This window comes from Microcystis sp. M015S2 (assembly GCF_020245945.1).
GTDB lineage: Bacteria > Cyanobacteriota > Cyanobacteriia > Cyanobacteriales > Microcystaceae > Microcystis.
This window is the reverse complement of the sequence record NZ_JADBTX010000049.1, coordinates 21,384-37,074: the sequence shown is the minus strand read 5'-3', so window position 1 is coordinate 37,074 and position 15,691 is coordinate 21,384. Positions and strand designations below refer to the sequence as shown.

Sequence of the window (15,691 nt, the reverse complement as noted above, 5' to 3'; positions counted from 1 at the left end):
GGGGAGAGATGGAAGGGAAAAAAGCTATCTGGTGGGAAGACGAGAGGGAAATGGCAGAACTGATCTGGTGCGCTGCTTACCTCGATCGCATTATCGCGCCTTGGTCGATCGAGCAGCCCGGACAGTCGGAAGCAACCTCATCTAATGATAAGGAGGATAACCGGTCATCCGGCAGCGGTGAAGAAACCCCTCCCCCCGGAGCGATCGAGCCAACGCTCCCCGTTGCCTATCCCGAAAACATCGATCGCCCGATGCAGACCTCCCCGAAGCGCGATTCGGTCGAGAGCGATCGTTCTTCTCCCGTCCGCGTCCCCGATCCCTTTCCGATACCCGAACCCACCGCCATCAGTAAGGCAATTCTCCCCCTAGCGCGTCGCGTGCCTGGATTACGGGCCGACGAGTTGGATATCGAGGTTACGGTGGAACGGACGGCCGAAGCGGGGGGATTGCCGATGCTCGCTTTCCGACCCCCCCTAGAACGTTGGTTAGAGGTTCACCTGTTGATCGATCGCTCTCCCCCGATGGAATTTTGGGGAGATCTAGCGGGGGGAATGACCACTCTCTTCCGTTGGCAAGGCTTTTTTAGGGACGTGCGGGTTTGGTGGTTCGAGACGGGTGAAAATGAAGCTCGTTTGCTTTCCGGTGCGGGGCAAATCGAACGGAACCCTCGCAGTCTGGTTGCACCCTCTGGAAACCGACTTTTTATCGTCCTAACCGATACTTTGGGGAAAGCTTGGCGATCGAGGTCTGCCTTCGCCACCCTAGCGGATCTGGGCAAAAAACACCCCGTCACCATCGCTCACATTTTCCCGCAGGAGCTATGGCAACGAACCGCTTTAGAGGGGGCGATCCTCCGGCCTTTGATCGCACCGGGTCCCGCTTCTGCCAATGCAATACTGCAAGTGGGGGAAAGACTCCGCACGAAGCAGATTCTCTATCGGTTCCCTATTTTCAATCTATCCCCCGCTCACTTTGCAACCTGGGCGAAATTTATCGCTGGGAGCGGTGGTAACTCCATTCAGGGGGTTTTAATCCGATCGACCACTGCGGGGGTGGATATGGGTGAAACCGGAGAAGAAGAGGCAGCCGCGACCGGAGCGGAATCCCCGGAAGAGTTATTGAGAGGCTTTTTAATCGATGCCAGTCCCTTGGCCCGAGAACTGGCTAAAGTGCTGGCGGCCGTTCCCCTGATTCCTCCGGTGATGCGATTGGCACAAAGGCGATTTTTACCCGATAGTAAACATTGGCATCTAGCGGAGGTCTTTTTTAGCGGACTGGTGCAAAAGTCTATTTTTAGTCCGGAGGGAGCGACGGTTACGGATGCTTGGTACGATTTTTACCCCGGCATTCGTCAGCTACTGTTGGCAGATAGTGCCAACCGGCGCACGATCGATATTTGGCGCGGCATCGGCGATTATATTCGCGACCATTACGGTGAATTTCGCGATTTTTCGGCTCTAATCCCTAATCCACAGGGTTCTCTAGAGGATGCAGTTAGCGATCGCTCTCTCTACTTTGCCGAGGTGGACGCGGCTGTTTTCCGCACTTGGGGGGGAGAGTACGCCGATATCGCCCAAAACATCGAGGAGAGAGTGAGGCAGCGAAAACAGGAAATCTTGACCCCCGAAAAACTCCTAAAATTCCCCTTCGAGACCCTATACGTCAATAAACGGGGAGAAATTACCAAAAGAGAACCCCTGGAGGCCTACTACTACGAGGAACCCCTAGGGGAGGGAATCGAACCCCTGACCATGGTTGCTATCCCGGGGGGAACTTTCCTGATGGGTTCACCGGGAGAAAAGGACGATTACGAGAGGGAAAAACCCCAACACCCCGTGAGCGTTAGTGCCTTTTACCTGAGCCAGACTCCGATTACCCGGGCGCAATGGCGGTTCGTGGCTAACCTACCGAGGGAAGGAAAAGACCTCGATCCAGACCCCGCGCGCTTTAAGGAAAGCGATAACAACCCCGTCGAGTGCGTGAGTTGGTACGATGCGATCGAATTCTGCGCCCGTCTGTCCCGTCACAGGGGAAAAAATTACCGTTTACCGAGTGAGGCCGAGTGGGAATACGCTTGTAGAGCGGGAACAACCACTCCCTTCCACTTTGGCGAGACGATCACGGCAGAACTGGCGAATTACTATAGTTCAAGGGTCTATCAACAAGAAAAGGCGAAAGAATCCCCACAGAAAACCACCCCCGTCCGCTCCTATCCCCCCAACGCCTTCGGGCTGTACGATATGCACGGGAATGTTTGGGAGTGGTGTTTAGATCCGTGGCACGATGATTATCAAGGCGCACCGCCCACAGACGGGAGCGTTTGGGACGAAAAAAACATTGATAATCGTTATGAAAATTTATTAAATAGTATAAATGAACTATTGACAGATGGCCGATTTTGTGTAGCGCGGGGCGGTTCCTGGGGCGGCAATCCAGTTATCTGCCGTTCCGCTTTCCGTAGCTACAGCCACTACCGCCGCGACATCCGCATCACCGATGACGGTTTTCGGGTAGTCTGCGTATTCGGGAGAACTCTTTAACCCTTTTTCTCTTTTTTCCCTTTTTACCCTCATTCCCTTTTTCGGAATTTTTTTGGGCAAGCTATAGTACAAGTGTATTAGTTTAGGGGGTCAATTACCTGGGGGGTTTGATCCCCCCTGCCCCCCTTGATAAAGGGGGTTTGATCCCCCCTGCCCCCCTTGATAAGGGGGGTTTGATCCCCCCTTAGTCCCCCCTTGATAAGGGGGGTTTGATCCCCCCTGCCCCCCTTGATAAGGGGGGTGCCGATAGGCGGGGGGATCTCCCTTGATAAGGGGGGCATCTGATAATTTTTAACGCCTACCTACTTAAAAATAAACTTGAGTCAACGTGAAAAAACTGTCCTAACTTTACAGCTTGTTTTTCTGTTATTATTTGTTGGCCAATAAGAATATCAGAAACTATGGTTTTTGAACCTAGTATATCTGATAAATCTTTTTCTTGTAAGTTGTTAGCTTCCATGAGTTCCCAGAGTATTGAATGGGGTTCTGATTCTTCAAGGGGATAATGATCTTGTTCGTACTTTTCGATTAAAGTCAAGAGTAAATTTAACAAGGTGGTTTCTTCTAGACTGCGATTTTCTCGATGAGATAAGGTCTCAGCTAGGTTAATAGCCTGTTCGTTTTCTGCCTCGTTTTCTATCACTTTTGGTAGATACTCGGCTAGTAACCTTCCGTAGGTATCACGGTTTAAAGTAAGGGTCATTTTTCCACTCATCTTTGTCATACTCCGCGTGAGTCAAAATGTACTTGATATAAATTACTTGGTCTTTGTAAACGATAGCGATTAAGCTATCCGCGCATTTAAATTTTCTTCCAGTTAAGTAGATATTCATACACAGCAACAATAGAACTAACTGTAACTCAGCTAAATGGATTGAAAAGCAAAATCTCGCAGCCTTCAAAGTCACGAATATTGCGCGTTACTAAAGTCAGTTTATGAATTTTAGCTGTTGCGGCAATTAGCATATCAGCTTGAGAACGAGTTTTGCCTTGAGTTCTTAATTTTCCTCGTATTTCACCTGCATATAAAGCAATTTCAGAAGTAATTGGTATAATTTGACAGTAATAATTAAAGAACTGCTGAAACCAAGTGTTAATTCTGGCATTTGGTTTTGAGGTTAAACCGTAGTAAATTTCTTCGAGGGTAATGACACTTAGGGCAATCGATGAAACTTCTCTACTCCATTGTAGCACGCCGGCATTAGGTTGGGGACGTGCTAACTCGCTGATAATGTTAGTATCACACAGGAATGTCATTTAAGCTTTTTGCAAATGGATGAGAACGATCTTGGCGAGTAGGAACTTCTATAGTATAGTTTTCTTCAGCACAAATTTGTCGCAATTCTGCTAAAGCTTGGGATAGGTTATCAAAATTTGTTTGAGTTTCATGGGCAGCTAATTTCTTTTCTAAGAGCAATCTTTCTTCTTCAGAAAGGGATTGGATAATTTGGACGAGAGATTCAATCAATTTGGCATTCATGGTTTTTTTCCTCTTTCCACTCATATTTCTGTTACCCAAAACGAAAAGATAACTGCTGTATTCAAATTTTTACAGTTTATTTTAAATAAATCAAGAGATTTAACCCCGGAATCGTGCGCGAGAGAGTCCAGATAAGGAGAGTGATATAAAAGATGCCGATACCCCATTGATACCAAACTAAAAAAGAAATAATAGCGGGTAATTCTCGATCGCGAACTCGCCAATCATTAAAGCCTAATTTTAGCAAATTATTGAGACTTAAATCGTAATAATTTAACCAATTCCAACGCTTTTGCCAAGAAATAGGAGTATAACGATCGCGAAAGAGGGGAAATTCAGGAACCACGGGTAAACGGGTGATTAATAAGCGTAATTGTCGCATACTGCCATCTTGCAGGAAATAGGAACTATCCATTAAATCGTGATAGCGTCCCCGACGATAAAGTTCGATAACTAAAATTAAGGGTAAGGGGACAAGAATTAGGGCAATAGCTGTTAAAGTTAGTAGGGGACGACTGGCAGATTGCAGGATATTAAACACACCAGAAAGGGTGAGAATAATATAGCTAGTTACCATACAAAAGATTTCATAACGACTAGGAATTACTGGTTTAGGAGTGAGACGACGCACGCGATCAATTAACCAAAATAAACAGCCAAAATAGGCAAAAATTATGATTCCTGTCCCGAAAACTAAACTAAAATTTGTACCATCTTGACTTAAGAGTAATAGTAAAGCAAGGAAAGAAGTATGCAGAAAATCAGCTACCCAAGTGAGGTTAATTAGGCGAATAACTGAGATATTATTTAGCTTTTGTTTTAACTGTTGTAATCGCAATTTTTCGGTTTTGTATTCAATTTGATTAGCATCGGCAATTTGTTCTAGGGAGCGAAAATTACGAACTAAATTTCTTAAAACTGTCTCATTTCCTGCTAGGTTTGGTAAATAAATTGCTTGACCAATTACTCCTCTATCTCCTAGGATTTTCGCTTTATCGGAATCAAAAGCTAATCCCGATACACTCAAATAACTATTTTTAGTAAAAGTGGAATTACTAAAATCTACCTGATCCAAAAGTTTCACATCTTGAAAACTAACCACACCATTAAAATAACTAGAACGGAAAGCACCTGATTTTTCAAAAGTGGCATTTCTAAAGGTTAATAAATTTAAAAATCTACTCTTAGAAAATAGCGGACGATCTCGCCATTGACTTTGGGAAAAATTAGCTTCTTTTTCCCAGAAAGTACGGGTAAAATCTGCGGTTTTATCGTATTTAGTTTGATCAAAATAAGCTTCAGCAGTAAAATGACTGCGATGGAAGTTAGTAATACTTTTAAAATGGGCCGTGCGAAAGATGGCTTTATTTAAAAATTGACTTTGACTAAAATTTACATCTCCCATAAAAGTGGCTTTGGTAAATTTCGCCACCCTAGCAAAACGCGATTCTACCCAATTACTTTCACGACTAAATTTTGCTGCCATTGCTTCGACAATTTGCAGAAAAAAAGTCTTAGAAAAGTCCACTTCTCCCATAAATACAGTTCCCTGCAACTTCACCGGTCCGCGAAATACTGTGACATTAAAAACTGGTTCATCGCTATCGAATAAAAATTTTTCGTCCTGTTGTAATAACTGTTCTTCCGTGGGTGATAATAAAGTAGCGAGAGCCACTTTTGTTAAAGGAGTCGGTAAACCCAGACGGGAAGCGATAAAATTGCCTTGAATTAAGGAATTACTAAAATCTAAACCTAGGGGTTGTTTAGCGCGATTAATTTGACCTTGAATCTGTTGATAAAATTGTTCTTGTAGTTCCTTATTTTCATCGCGGATATCGATAACTAAATTGGCTAAATCGATAGTAGTCATCCCTTCTTTAAGGACGGGTGCGCTTAAACGTTCCTGCAATAAAGTTACTGTTAAAGGAACCCTATCCACTACTGCCAAACTAGGGAGAGAATGTAAACAGAAAAACAGAAGAACAATGATTAGTAACCAGCAGCTTTTCAACAACGCACCCACGACAGTTATTTTCCTAAACAAGCTTGGATAGCCATTTCTAAGTCCTCTTGGTTTAAATCGGTAATAACAAAGACTTCCTGAACACTTTTTCCTGTCCTCGCAATCAGCTTAAAACCACCACGAATTGGCACTGATATCCGCAATTGTAATCGCGGACAATGACCTTTTGAGCGAGAAAGTACCCCGGGGGTGACAGTGGTGATTCCTTGATAAGTAATTAACTTTTCTAATACCGCAATCAACCCCGGTATATGAGTAGAATGATTCCAAACTAAGCGACCATTATTCATAATTATGCGGCCTCTAGGGGAGCCATGGTTAATCCTTCCCGTCGCAATTGTTGGTGATAAAGTTCCGCTTGTTCTTGGGGACCTGTCCAGACAATTGCCTGTCCTTCGTAATGAACTTGATTAGTTAATTCCCAAGCTTGATCGGTGGTCATATCCGGGATATATTTAATTAAACAATTGGCCACATGATCGAAGGTGTTAAAGTCATCGTTGAGAACAATAACTTTATAGTTGGGATAAGTCTTTTTGACAACTTGGGTGGACTTATCTAAGGTGGTACTGGGTGCGCTGGCCATAAAAGTTACAATAGGTCAAGGTTTTGGCGGTTAAATTCGAGCATTTTGACAACAATTAAGCGGCAAAAGCCACAGAATTATTCTTCAAAACTTGGTGATAGTAATTTAATAACTGTTTGGTGGCCGCTTGCCATGCCCATTTTTCCGCTTCTAGACGCGCATTTCGTCGTAATTCCTCTCTTTCTGCCTTGGCGGTTAGTAATCTTTGGGTGGCACTAATTAAACCTTTTTCATCCCTAGGATCGAAGAGATGACCATTAACTCCATCGGTGACAATATCGGGAATTCCCCCCGAATTTGCTGCCACTACCGGACAACCGGCAGCCATAGATTCTAAGAGTACCAAACCGAGGGTTTCTGTGCGTGAGGGAAAAAGAAAAGCATCTGCGGAAGCAAAAGCGGAGGCTAATTCTAACCCCTGTAAATAACCGACAAAATGGGTATTTGTATCGGCAAAATGACTTGTTAAAGCTTCCCGATGGGGACCGTCTCCCACAATGGCAAATCTTGCTTCGGGAATCGCTTCTAAGACTGGTTTAATGCGATCAATTTCTTTTTCGGCCGACACTCGACCAACATATAATAAGAGAGGACTATCGGGGTTATTTTGGGATAATTTCAGTCTCATAGCTGGGGATTTTAAATGAGGTTGAAATAATTCCGTATCGACTCCCCTTTGCCAAAGCTCGACCTTTTCAATGCCACGACTAGATAATTCTTGTACCATAGCAGTGGAAGTGCAGAGATTTAAACTTGCTTGATTGTGGGCCAATTTTAATAATTCCCAGAGTAATCCTTCTAGGGAACCTAATCCATAGTGTTGTAGGTATTGGGGGAGATGGGTATGATAGGAAGCGACGAGGGGAATGTTCATAGTTTTGGCAAAATAAATGCCTCCCACCCCTAAAATAGCCGGGTTAACCACATGAATAATATCAGGTTTAAACCTCTCTAAAGCTTGACCGACGGAAGGCCGGGGGAAAGCCATTTTTAATTCCGGATATAGGGGTAAGGGAATCCCTGTAACTCCATGAATTTTAGCACCTTTGTACTCCTTTAAACCGCCATCGGGAGAGAAAACTAATACCTGATGACCTAATCTTTGTAGGTGTTCCACGGTATGTTTAAGACGGGTGACAATTCCATCGATTTTCGGTAAGAAAGTTTCTGTAAAAAGAGCAATTCGCATAGAGAAAACAAGGTTAAGTAATAATTAAGGACACCTGAAGGCAATTAACTCCCCAATTAATCATAGATCAGAAAGGCCAAAGGTTTTAATCACTCGATCGCTTCCTTCGATAACCACCGTCGCTCGATAATTATCGCCGATTGCTGCTGTCCATAATTGCCATTCCCCCGCCACATTGTCTAATTTTAAGGGATTAAGGCCCACTTCCACTCGATCGAGTCCCCCGCTAATTCCCGTTCCCAGTGCCTTTAAATAAGCCTCTTTTGCCGTCCATAACTGAAAAAATAGCTTTTCCTTCTCTGGGGACTTTTCAACAAGCTCGTGTTCCTTAGCACAAAAAAATCTTTTTGTCAAGCTATCTAAATCTTTCACCTCGCGCATTTTCTCTAAATCTACCCCAATGCGAGCGGTTAAAGTCAAGCCACAGATTGCCATCTCCTCGGAATGGGAGAGATTAAACTGCAATTGGTAGTTAATACTCGGTTTTCCCCGTTCACTGTAGATAAACTCGATTTTTTCGGGACTTATCGCCAAATATGACCCTAAAATCTCGCGTAAACATCCCCTAGCCACCAAAAAACGCCGCTTGTGTTCGGGAAAATGGTAACGATTAGCTCTAATTATTTCATCTTCCGAGAGCAAAGAAGCCAGTTTTTCTAGTCTGTCCCCAGAGGGATCGAGACTGATAAAATAGAGATGAACCTCATCGGTAGATATAAACATTAAACTCAGAAGCGTTCAAATAATTAATTATCGGTAAATTTTACCGTAAAATGAGAATTGCCGACTCAAGAATTTATCCACCTTCTAACTCTTGACTTTGCAGCACACCTATGAACTTTTTTCATACTGAAGACCACCTCCAACAGTTCGGTACAGATATTTTAGAAACAACTTGGCGAGAATTTCCCCAATTAGCTCAAGAACAAATTGCCCTAACTTGGATAGTATATGATCCTCCCGTTGTCGTCAACACGGGGGGAGCAATTTCTCACGAAGAATTCTGGAAATATTCCCCCCGCGGATTTAGTTATCGCGGACAAGAAAGAACCTATCCTGCCAGTTTAGTGAAATTATTTTATTTAGTAGCAATTCATGAGTGGTTAGAAGGGGGAATGCTTCCCGAAAGCACCGAATTAAATCGCGCCATTCTTGACATGATTGTTGACTCTAGTAATGATGCTACCAGTTTAGTTGTAGATCTGGTTACAGGAACCACTAGCGGTCCAGAAATTGCCGCCAGTCCCTTTGAAACTTGGAAGCAACAACGCAACATAGTTAATCGTTATTTTCAATCCCTAAATTGGCCAGAATTAGCGACAATTAACGTTAATCAAAAAACTTGGTCTGATGGTCCCTATGGACGTGAACGCGCTTTTTTAGGGGAATTAATGGAGAATCGCAATATGTTAACTAGCAATGCAGTGGCGCGTTTAATTCATACTATTGTCGGGGGGATTGCGGTTTCTTCCCAACGTTCCCAGATGATGATGTCTTTACTAAAACGAAGTCTTAATCCTGCTGATTGGACAAGTCAAGGAGATGATACACAAATCTTAGGATTTCTGGGACAAGGATTACCAGAAAATAGTCAAATTTGGTCAAAAGCTGGTTGGACAAGTCAAGTGCGTCACGATGCAGCCTATATTGAAATTCCCCATCATACTCCCTATCTCTTGGTGGTATTTACCGAGGGAAAAGATAACAGTCAAAATCGCTCAATTTTACCTTTTATTTCCCAGAAAGTAGCCGAGAAAATTATGCAGTTCAATTAATTGAAGCTGTGGGTAGGATGATTTTCTCTGTCATTGTCAAAAGTGCTAGATAAACATCCTACTGCAATAAATCCGTAAATTTACCGATGTGCATCTCAATATACAGCTTTTCTGGGATAGATGGGGTTCTTTATGGCAGCTGAAATACTTGATTAAGTAAGGATTTAGTCTGTGCTTCACCTTGACGGAAAGGTCTATCACCATTTAAACTAACAATGAGAATAAAAAATTATTATTTATTCTCATTGTTATAAATCGATTTTATATTTTTTCAATAACTATAACGCTAATCAACTTAAAAAAGCGGGAATTCCACCGGCATCTGTTAATGAATTTCTGAAAAAACGTTCAGAAAAGCCCTTTGATTCTTTGGAAGATGTCCTAAATCGCCCGGTGTCAGGAGTTAAAGAGAAAAGATTAATTAAGCTTGTCGATTATTTGCTGACTCACAATTGATTTTTGTGGGTGTGTTGAGATGCTTTAACACACCCTACCGATGGGTGTTATAATAATGGAAGATCAGTAAAAAAGCCTGATCCGATAGCGGGCAAAGATTAACTAGAAGACGGGTGAAAAGAGAAAACTTATGACAACTACCCCAGTAATAGCTGCTTCTTTAACGATTCCTCCCCTAGAAAACGGCGATAAATTAACTCGATGGGAATTTGAACGACGTTATCAAGGGATGCCCCATCTCAAAAAAGCGGAACTAATTGAAGGAATTGTTTATATGGCATCTCCCCTCAGATTTGAAAGTCACGCCGAGCCTCATGCTAATATTATCGGATGGTTAGCTCTCTATAAAGCGGCGACTCCAGGTGTTAGATTAGGTGATAATGCCACCGTGAGATTAGATATTGATAACGAACCCCAACCGGATGCCCTATTAAGAATTGACAAGGGAGGACAATCGACAATTAGTCAAGATGATTATGTAGAAGGCGCGCCAGAATTAATTGTCGAAATTGCCGCTTCTAGTGCTTCCTACGATGTGCATCAAAAATTAAATGTTTACCGTCGCAATCAAGTCCAAGAATATCTAGTCTGGCGGTTTTATGAACAAGAAATTGATTGGTTTTGGCTACAGGCAGGAGAATATATTAAGCTAGAACCCGATAGTGATGCCATAATACGCTCCCAAATCTTCCCCGGTTTATGGCTAGATAAAAACGCTTTATTAATGGGCGACTTAGGAAAAGTTTTAGTGATTTTGCAGCGGGGGTTAGAAACAGCAGAACATCGAGATTTTGTCAATCAATTAACTGCCAATCACAGCTAGATTGTAAAATTAGATAATTATTCTTGATCCACTGTCCTATAATTACAGAAAGAGTATTTTTGACTTGAATTTGTTCTTAACTGTCTCCCCCTTTTACCCCAATAATCTCGCCCCTGATAATCTTCTCATCACCTTACTTTATGTCAAATCTAATCCTTTTCTGGCATCGTCGCGATTTACGTCTCTCGGATAATATTGGACTGAGTAAAGCTAGGGAGCGCAGTCCGAAAATTATCGGGGTTTTCTGCCTCGATCCTGCTATTTTAGAAGGGGATGATATCGCCCCGGCTAGAGTTGCCTATCTCCTCGGTTGTCTAGAGGAATTAGAAAAAAATTATCGCCAAAAAGGTAGTCAATTACTGATTATTCGCGGCAACCCCAGTCAAACACTGGTCAATTTAGCCAGCGATTTATCGGCAAAAGCAGTTTTTTTTAACCTCGATATCGAACCCTACGCGCGTCAACGGGATCAACAGGTAATCGCCGCTTTACAAACAAAAGGAATTGAGGTAGAAACCTTCTGGGATCAACTTCTCCACGCCCCCGGACAAGTCCTCACCCTCTCAAAAAGTCCCTACACCGTATATACTCCTTTTTGGAAAAATTGGAGCCAATTAGCCAAAGCCAGCCCCAAAACCCTAGAAAACCTGCAAGGATTAGAGGAAAATGAGGGGGAGAAACTCGCAGAAACTATTAACTTACCAACCCTAGAAAATTTAGGTTTTACTTGGCAAAATCCCTTACCCCTCACCCCCGGAGAAAAAGCCGCTAGTAGCAGATTAGAAGAATTTTGTCAAGGGGTTATTAACAATTATCAAGAAGATCGTAACTTCCCCGCTTTCGATGGCACCTCGCGCTTGAGTGCCGCTTTAAAATTTGGGGCGATTGGCATCCGCACAATTTGGACCGCAACCCTAGAGTTATTAGAAAATTGCCGGGCCGAGGAAGCAAAAGATAGTATTATCACTTGGCAGCAAGAGTTAGCTTGGCGGGAATTTTACCAGCATTGTCTCTATTTTTTCCCAGAATTGGCGGTCGGTGCTTATAGAAAAGAATTTCGTCATTTTCCTTGGCAGGATAACGAAGAACATTTTCAAGCTTGGTGCCAGGGAAAAACCGGCTATCCGATCGTTGACGCGGCCATGCGACAATTAAATGAAACGGGATGGATGCACAATCGTTGTCGCATGATCGTGGCGAGTTTTTTAACCAAAGATTTAATTATTAACTGGCAAAAAGGCGAAAAATACTTCATGCAGAAACTTTTTGATGGCGATTTAGCCGCTAATAATGGTGGTTGGCAGTGGAGTGCCTCTAGTGGCATGGATCCGAAACCTTTAAGAATTTTTAATCCCGCTAGTCAGACACAAAAATTCGATCCGGAAGGGGAATATATTCGTCAGTGGTTGCCGGAATTAGCCTCCGTAGATACGGAATATTTAGTAACTGGGAAAATCCCCCGTTTAGAAAGACATCGTTGTGGTTATCCTGAGCCAATTGTCGATCATAATCAACAACAAAAAGAGTTCAAACGACTCTATAGTAATCAGAAGCCAAAACAATAACTAAAGGGACGGTAAAACTAGCTACTTTTGACCGGCTTTAATCCGGTTCCAAACATCCTCTAAACTTAGATATAACACAGGCACAACAATTAAACTCAACAGGGAAGAAGTGACTAAACCTCCCACAATTACCATCGCCATGGGTTGCCGCAATTCCGCACCAGTACCCAATCCCAAAGCGAGCGGAATCATGCCTAAAATTGTCGAACAAGTGGTCATTAAAATCGGTCTTAACCTAATCATTCCCGTTTCTAAAACCGCTTGCTCCCGACTCCAACCCTGTTGACGCAATTGGTTAGTATAATCCAGCAATAACACAGCGTTTTTATCCAGTAATCCCAAGAGGAAGATAAACCCGATCAGAGAAATCATACTAAACTCACTACCCGTTACCAATAACCCCAACATTGCCCCCACAATCGCTAAAGGTAAACATAAAGCGATGACGATAGTTTCTAACAGTCTTCTGAATAATAACCATAAAACTCCTAACATTAAAATTGTCGCCAGGATTAAAGTGCGACCAAAACTGCCCAAAACATCGCTACTTTGAGAAGAAGTACCCCAACGCTGTAAAGTTATCCCTTCCGGTAAAGGAATCCCTTCAATTTTAATCGCCGCATCTTCTAATCCTAAATCGGGACTGAGATTAGCACTGAGAAAAATCGCCTGTTGACCATTTAAACGCTCGATCGCCAAAAAATCCCCCCGCTCATTTAATCTAGATGATAGGGAAATATCCTTTAAACCAGCGATTTTAGCGGCCTCAACCCGCAATTTCTCGGCACTATCGCGCAATAGCTGCCAATTATCGCTTTTAATCGCAATTTGGATCGGCTTTTCCGCTTCCGTCTGCACAAAAGGAATGTCCTCGACACTGACATTCACCCCTCTAATTGGCGGTAAAATTTGCCGAATCCGTTGCTGCACCGCACTGGTGTGAGATTTACGATCGCCCTTCAGTTTAACGTGAATTTTGCCCCGATTCGGCTCACCGCGTAAACCGGCGATCATAAAAGTCGATTCCACTTCCCCATCCTGCAAAATCGGCGCTTCTAATTTGCTGCCATCCCGGACAGTGCGACGCAGGAGAAAACTTTCGGGAGAACTCGCTAACTGGGAAATCCAAGCGAAACTATCGCTAGAACTCTTAGCCGTCGGTTTATTAGGACTAATTTGCGTTATTTTCGGCAAAGGAGAAGTATAAACCAGATTAAACTCGCCGCGATCGAGTCGGGGAATAAATCCCCTAGAAATAAAAGGAATCAGGGCAATACCTGCAAAAAAGGTAATTAGGGCAATAGCAATGACCAGCAAACGATGACGCAATGACCAGTTTAAGAGCCTTCGATAGGCGTTTTCAATCGGTCGCTTTTGTTTCGTCATTTTTGCCTGTGACTGCGGTTTCAGCCAATATACTGCCAAAACCGGCGATAAAGTTCTGGCGATCAACAGAGAAAAAATCACCGCAGCCGAGACAGTTAAACCGAAGGGTTGAAAAAACTGTCCCACCGCACCCCCCATAAAAGCCACGGGTATAAACACGGCAACAATGGTTAAAGTGGAAGCAGTCACAGCTAATCCGATCTCCCTTGTCCCCTTGAGTGCCGCATTTTTCGGGGTTTCCCCCGCGTCGATTAAACGGGAAATATTCTCCACATCAACGATCGCATCATCCACGACAATGCCAATCACCAAAGCGAGGGCCAGCAGTGTCAGGGTTTCCAGATTAAACCCATAGATGGCCATGATAATGAAAGTCCCCAAAAGAGATAAGGGGATAACCAGAGCAGAAATGATTGTAGCGGCGAAACTGCCTAAAAATATCAATATAACCAGCACCGACAGCAAAACTGCCAACAGTAAATCATCGATCGTGCCTTGTAGGGCAGCGCGAATATATTCCGCTTGGGTTTCAGCTAAAATTATCTTGACATCGGGCAGTTTTTGTGCTATGTCTTTAACCAGTTTTTCTGCTTGAGCGGCCAGATCGAGACTATTGGCGGCACCTTTTTTGATTACCTGCACAGCGATCGCTTCTTGACCGTTAAAGCGCACCAGCGTGGGCAATGGTCGGGTTAAGCTTTTATGGGGATTATCTTGGCTAACTGTACCTTGACCGAGTAAATTAACTTTAGCCGTACCCGGGAGAGCTTTTAAGGGTGGAATTAAATTATCTTGGGCGATTTGGCTTAATTCTTCCAGAGTTTTCTGCTCACTCACCAGCGCATAGGTGACTGTTGCCGACTCATTTAAATCAACGGGGATAACTTCTGTGGTAGCTTGAGGGGGTAAAGGGACTTGTGAGATAGCCTGTTTAACTGCTGCGGTGGCCTTGTCTAAATTTGTGCCAATTTTAAAGAAAACGCTGATTACTGACTGTCCGGAGGAAGTAGTCGAGGAAACATCACGACGACCGGGGAGAGAGAAAAGAGGATTTTCTAGGGGTTTAGTTAATTGCTGTTCCGTGGTGATAGCAGTAGCTAAATCCGCTTGGGCGTTAATTATTACGACTGGAAAGCTGATATCAGGGAAAAGAGCGTATTTTAGGGAACTAAAAGCCAAAATTCCCGCCATGGCCACCGCTAACCAGAAAGCAATGGTTAACCTCGGTGCATTAATCGCTATTCGAGAGATATTCAGACGTTCTCGCCACGATTCTTTCATGTTTGTTGAATAAGTGGGGTGTGGGGTGTGGGGTGTGGGGTGTGGGGTGTGGGGTGTTTTCTCAGTGAACTGATAACTGATAACTGATAACTGATAACTGATAACTGATTCCTAACCCCATGGTAGATGTTGGATTTTTGCAGAAGTTCTATTTTCCGACAAAGATAAGTAAAAATTATTTATTGACAGCAAAAACTTGAGAATATTTAAATTAACATTTCGCAATATTTATAAATTCTTAAGAATTAATTGAGAAAGATTTTTATTTAACAACGATGTTGCAATGGTTACAGCGATTTGATAGAATTTCATAATGGGTCATCTTGTGCTTTTTTGGGTAGCAAGGGTTTCAACCCTTGCCACACCTAGAAGGTGATCCTAATTAAGACGGGTAAATCAGTCATTTTTACCCACAACGATGATCTTTTTTTTATGTAGTTTTATTGCAAAAAAAAAGTTTTTTTGACAAAAAGCACAAAGTATGATGCGGGAGAAGGGAGCCTGGAATTATGAATTGGGGAGAGTGATTGCCTTTATTTAGAAAACGGGTTTCTTCGAGAAACCCGTTTTCTTGTAATAAATGTTAA

At 43.1% G+C, this 15,691-nt stretch carries 13 protein-coding genes and 2 pseudogenes; 5 read left to right on the top strand and 10 right to left on the bottom strand.

Going from position 1 to position 15,691, the window contains the following annotated elements; translation table 11 throughout:
* The first annotated feature begins 8 nt into the window (after positions 1-8).
* A complete protein-coding gene (locus IM473_RS10080) occupies positions 9-2,540 on the top strand; it encodes a formylglycine-generating enzyme family protein (protein ID WP_287690430.1) in 2,532 nt (843 codons plus the stop codon).
* Positions 2,541-2,838: 298 nt separating this feature from the next.
* Here the strand turns inward: IM473_RS10080 and IM473_RS10075 are convergent, their stop codons facing one another.
* The 9 genes and pseudogenes from IM473_RS10075 to IM473_RS10035 form a co-directional block, all read right to left on the bottom strand.
* Positions 2,839-3,255 carry a helix-turn-helix domain-containing protein gene (locus IM473_RS10075; protein ID WP_287659697.1) on the bottom strand — a complete coding sequence of 139 codons (417 nt, stop codon included), beginning with the start codon at positions 3,253-3,255 and terminating at the stop codon, positions 2,839-2,841.
* A pseudogene (locus tag IM473_RS10070) lies at positions 3,221-3,316 on the bottom strand (type II toxin-antitoxin system HigB family toxin); the annotation flags it as partial. The pseudogene IM473_RS10070 and the gene IM473_RS10075, both read right to left, overlap by 35 nt.
* Positions 3,317-3,401: 85 nt before the next feature.
* Positions 3,402-3,797, bottom strand: a complete 396-nt coding sequence (locus IM473_RS10065; protein WP_130757184.1) for a type II toxin-antitoxin system VapC family toxin — start codon at positions 3,795-3,797, stop codon at positions 3,402-3,404.
* Positions 3,781-4,020, bottom strand: coding sequence for a hypothetical protein (locus tag IM473_RS10060; protein ID WP_272083271.1), 240 nt, complete (start codon positions 4,018-4,020; stop codon positions 3,781-3,783). The genes IM473_RS10065 and IM473_RS10060 overlap by 17 nt, the downstream gene beginning before the upstream one ends.
* A 76-nt stretch (positions 4,021-4,096) precedes the next feature.
* Positions 4,097-6,043, bottom strand: a complete 1,947-nt coding sequence (locus IM473_RS10055; protein WP_287659698.1) for a pentapeptide repeat-containing protein — start codon at positions 6,041-6,043, stop codon at positions 4,097-4,099.
* A 5-nt stretch (positions 6,044-6,048) separates the two neighbouring features.
* A complete protein-coding gene (locus IM473_RS10050; RefSeq protein WP_002732155.1) occupies positions 6,049-6,333 on the bottom strand; it encodes a DUF2103 domain-containing protein in 285 nt (94 codons plus the stop codon).
* A 2-nt stretch (positions 6,334-6,335) separates the two neighbouring features.
* Entirely contained in the window at positions 6,336-6,629 is a 294-nt protein-coding gene (clpS, locus tag IM473_RS10045; RefSeq protein WP_287659700.1) for an ATP-dependent Clp protease adapter ClpS, read from the bottom strand.
* A gap of 55 nt (positions 6,630-6,684) precedes the next feature.
* On the bottom strand, positions 6,685-7,818 hold the full coding sequence (locus IM473_RS10040) for a glycosyltransferase family 4 protein (RefSeq protein ID WP_002782662.1): 1,134 nt from the start codon (positions 7,816-7,818) through the stop codon (positions 6,685-6,687).
* Positions 7,819-7,878: 60 nt separating this feature from the next.
* Complete coding sequence (locus IM473_RS10035; RefSeq protein ID WP_287659702.1) at positions 7,879-8,541, bottom strand: 4'-phosphopantetheinyl transferase family protein; 663 nt, start codon at positions 8,539-8,541, stop codon at positions 7,879-7,881.
* A 110-nt stretch (positions 8,542-8,651) separates the two neighbouring features.
* Here IM473_RS10035 and IM473_RS10030 point away from each other — a divergent pair, with 110 nt between their 5' ends.
* The 4 genes and pseudogenes from IM473_RS10030 to IM473_RS10015 all read left to right on the top strand — a co-directional run bounded on the left by IM473_RS10030 (position 8,652) and on the right by IM473_RS10015 (position 12,437).
* A complete protein-coding gene (locus IM473_RS10030; protein WP_287659703.1) occupies positions 8,652-9,593 on the top strand; it encodes a serine hydrolase in 942 nt (313 codons plus the stop codon).
* 279 nt (positions 9,594-9,872) lie between these two features.
* Positions 9,873-10,049: pseudogene (locus IM473_RS10025) on the top strand (chromosome partitioning protein ParB); the annotation flags it as partial.
* A 130-nt stretch (positions 10,050-10,179) separates the two neighbouring features.
* Positions 10,180-10,872, top strand: a complete 693-nt coding sequence (locus tag IM473_RS10020; protein ID WP_287659704.1) for a Uma2 family endonuclease — start codon at positions 10,180-10,182, stop codon at positions 10,870-10,872.
* Between the two features lie 140 nt (positions 10,873-11,012).
* Positions 11,013-12,437, top strand: coding sequence for an FAD-binding domain-containing protein (locus tag IM473_RS10015; RefSeq protein WP_287659705.1), 1,425 nt, complete (start codon positions 11,013-11,015; stop codon positions 12,435-12,437).
* 21 nt (positions 12,438-12,458) lie between these two features.
* Here the strand turns inward: IM473_RS10015 and IM473_RS10010 are convergent, their stop codons facing one another.
* Entirely contained in the window at positions 12,459-15,104 is a 2,646-nt protein-coding gene (locus tag IM473_RS10010) for an efflux RND transporter permease subunit (RefSeq protein ID WP_287659706.1), read from the bottom strand.
* Positions 15,105-15,691: the final 587 nt, after the last annotated feature.

What these genes read in the sequence shown, in the direction of transcription:
- IM473_RS10080 (WP_287690430.1), top strand. Translation starts at nt 9, where the DNA reads ATGGAAGGGAAAAAAGCTATCTGGTGGGAAGACGAGAGGGAAATGGCA.
- IM473_RS10075 (WP_287659697.1), bottom strand. Translation starts at nt 3,255, where the DNA reads ATGAGTGGAAAAATGACCCTTACTTTAAACCGTGATACCTACGGAAGG.
- IM473_RS10065 (WP_130757184.1), bottom strand. Translation starts at nt 3,797, where the DNA reads ATGACATTCCTGTGTGATACTAACATTATCAGCGAGTTAGCACGTCCC.
- IM473_RS10060 (WP_272083271.1), bottom strand. Translation starts at nt 4,020, where the DNA reads ATGAATGCCAAATTGATTGAATCTCTCGTCCAAATTATCCAATCCCTT.
- IM473_RS10050 (WP_002732155.1), bottom strand. Translation starts at nt 6,333, where the DNA reads ATGAATAATGGTCGCTTAGTTTGGAATCATTCTACTCATATACCGGGG.
- clpS (WP_287659700.1), bottom strand. Translation starts at nt 6,629, where the DNA reads ATGGCCAGCGCACCCAGTACCACCTTAGATAAGTCCACCCAAGTTGTC.
- IM473_RS10040 (WP_002782662.1), bottom strand. Translation starts at nt 7,818, where the DNA reads ATGCGAATTGCTCTTTTTACAGAAACTTTCTTACCGAAAATCGATGGA.
- IM473_RS10035 (WP_287659702.1), bottom strand. Translation starts at nt 8,541, where the DNA reads ATGTTTATATCTACCGATGAGGTTCATCTCTATTTTATCAGTCTCGAT.
- IM473_RS10030 (WP_287659703.1), top strand. Translation starts at nt 8,652, where the DNA reads ATGAACTTTTTTCATACTGAAGACCACCTCCAACAGTTCGGTACAGAT.
- IM473_RS10020 (WP_287659704.1), top strand. Translation starts at nt 10,180, where the DNA reads ATGACAACTACCCCAGTAATAGCTGCTTCTTTAACGATTCCTCCCCTA.
- IM473_RS10015 (WP_287659705.1), top strand. Translation starts at nt 11,013, where the DNA reads ATGTCAAATCTAATCCTTTTCTGGCATCGTCGCGATTTACGTCTCTCG.
- IM473_RS10010 (WP_287659706.1), bottom strand. Translation starts at nt 15,104, where the DNA reads ATGAAAGAATCGTGGCGAGAACGTCTGAATATCTCTCGAATAGCGATT.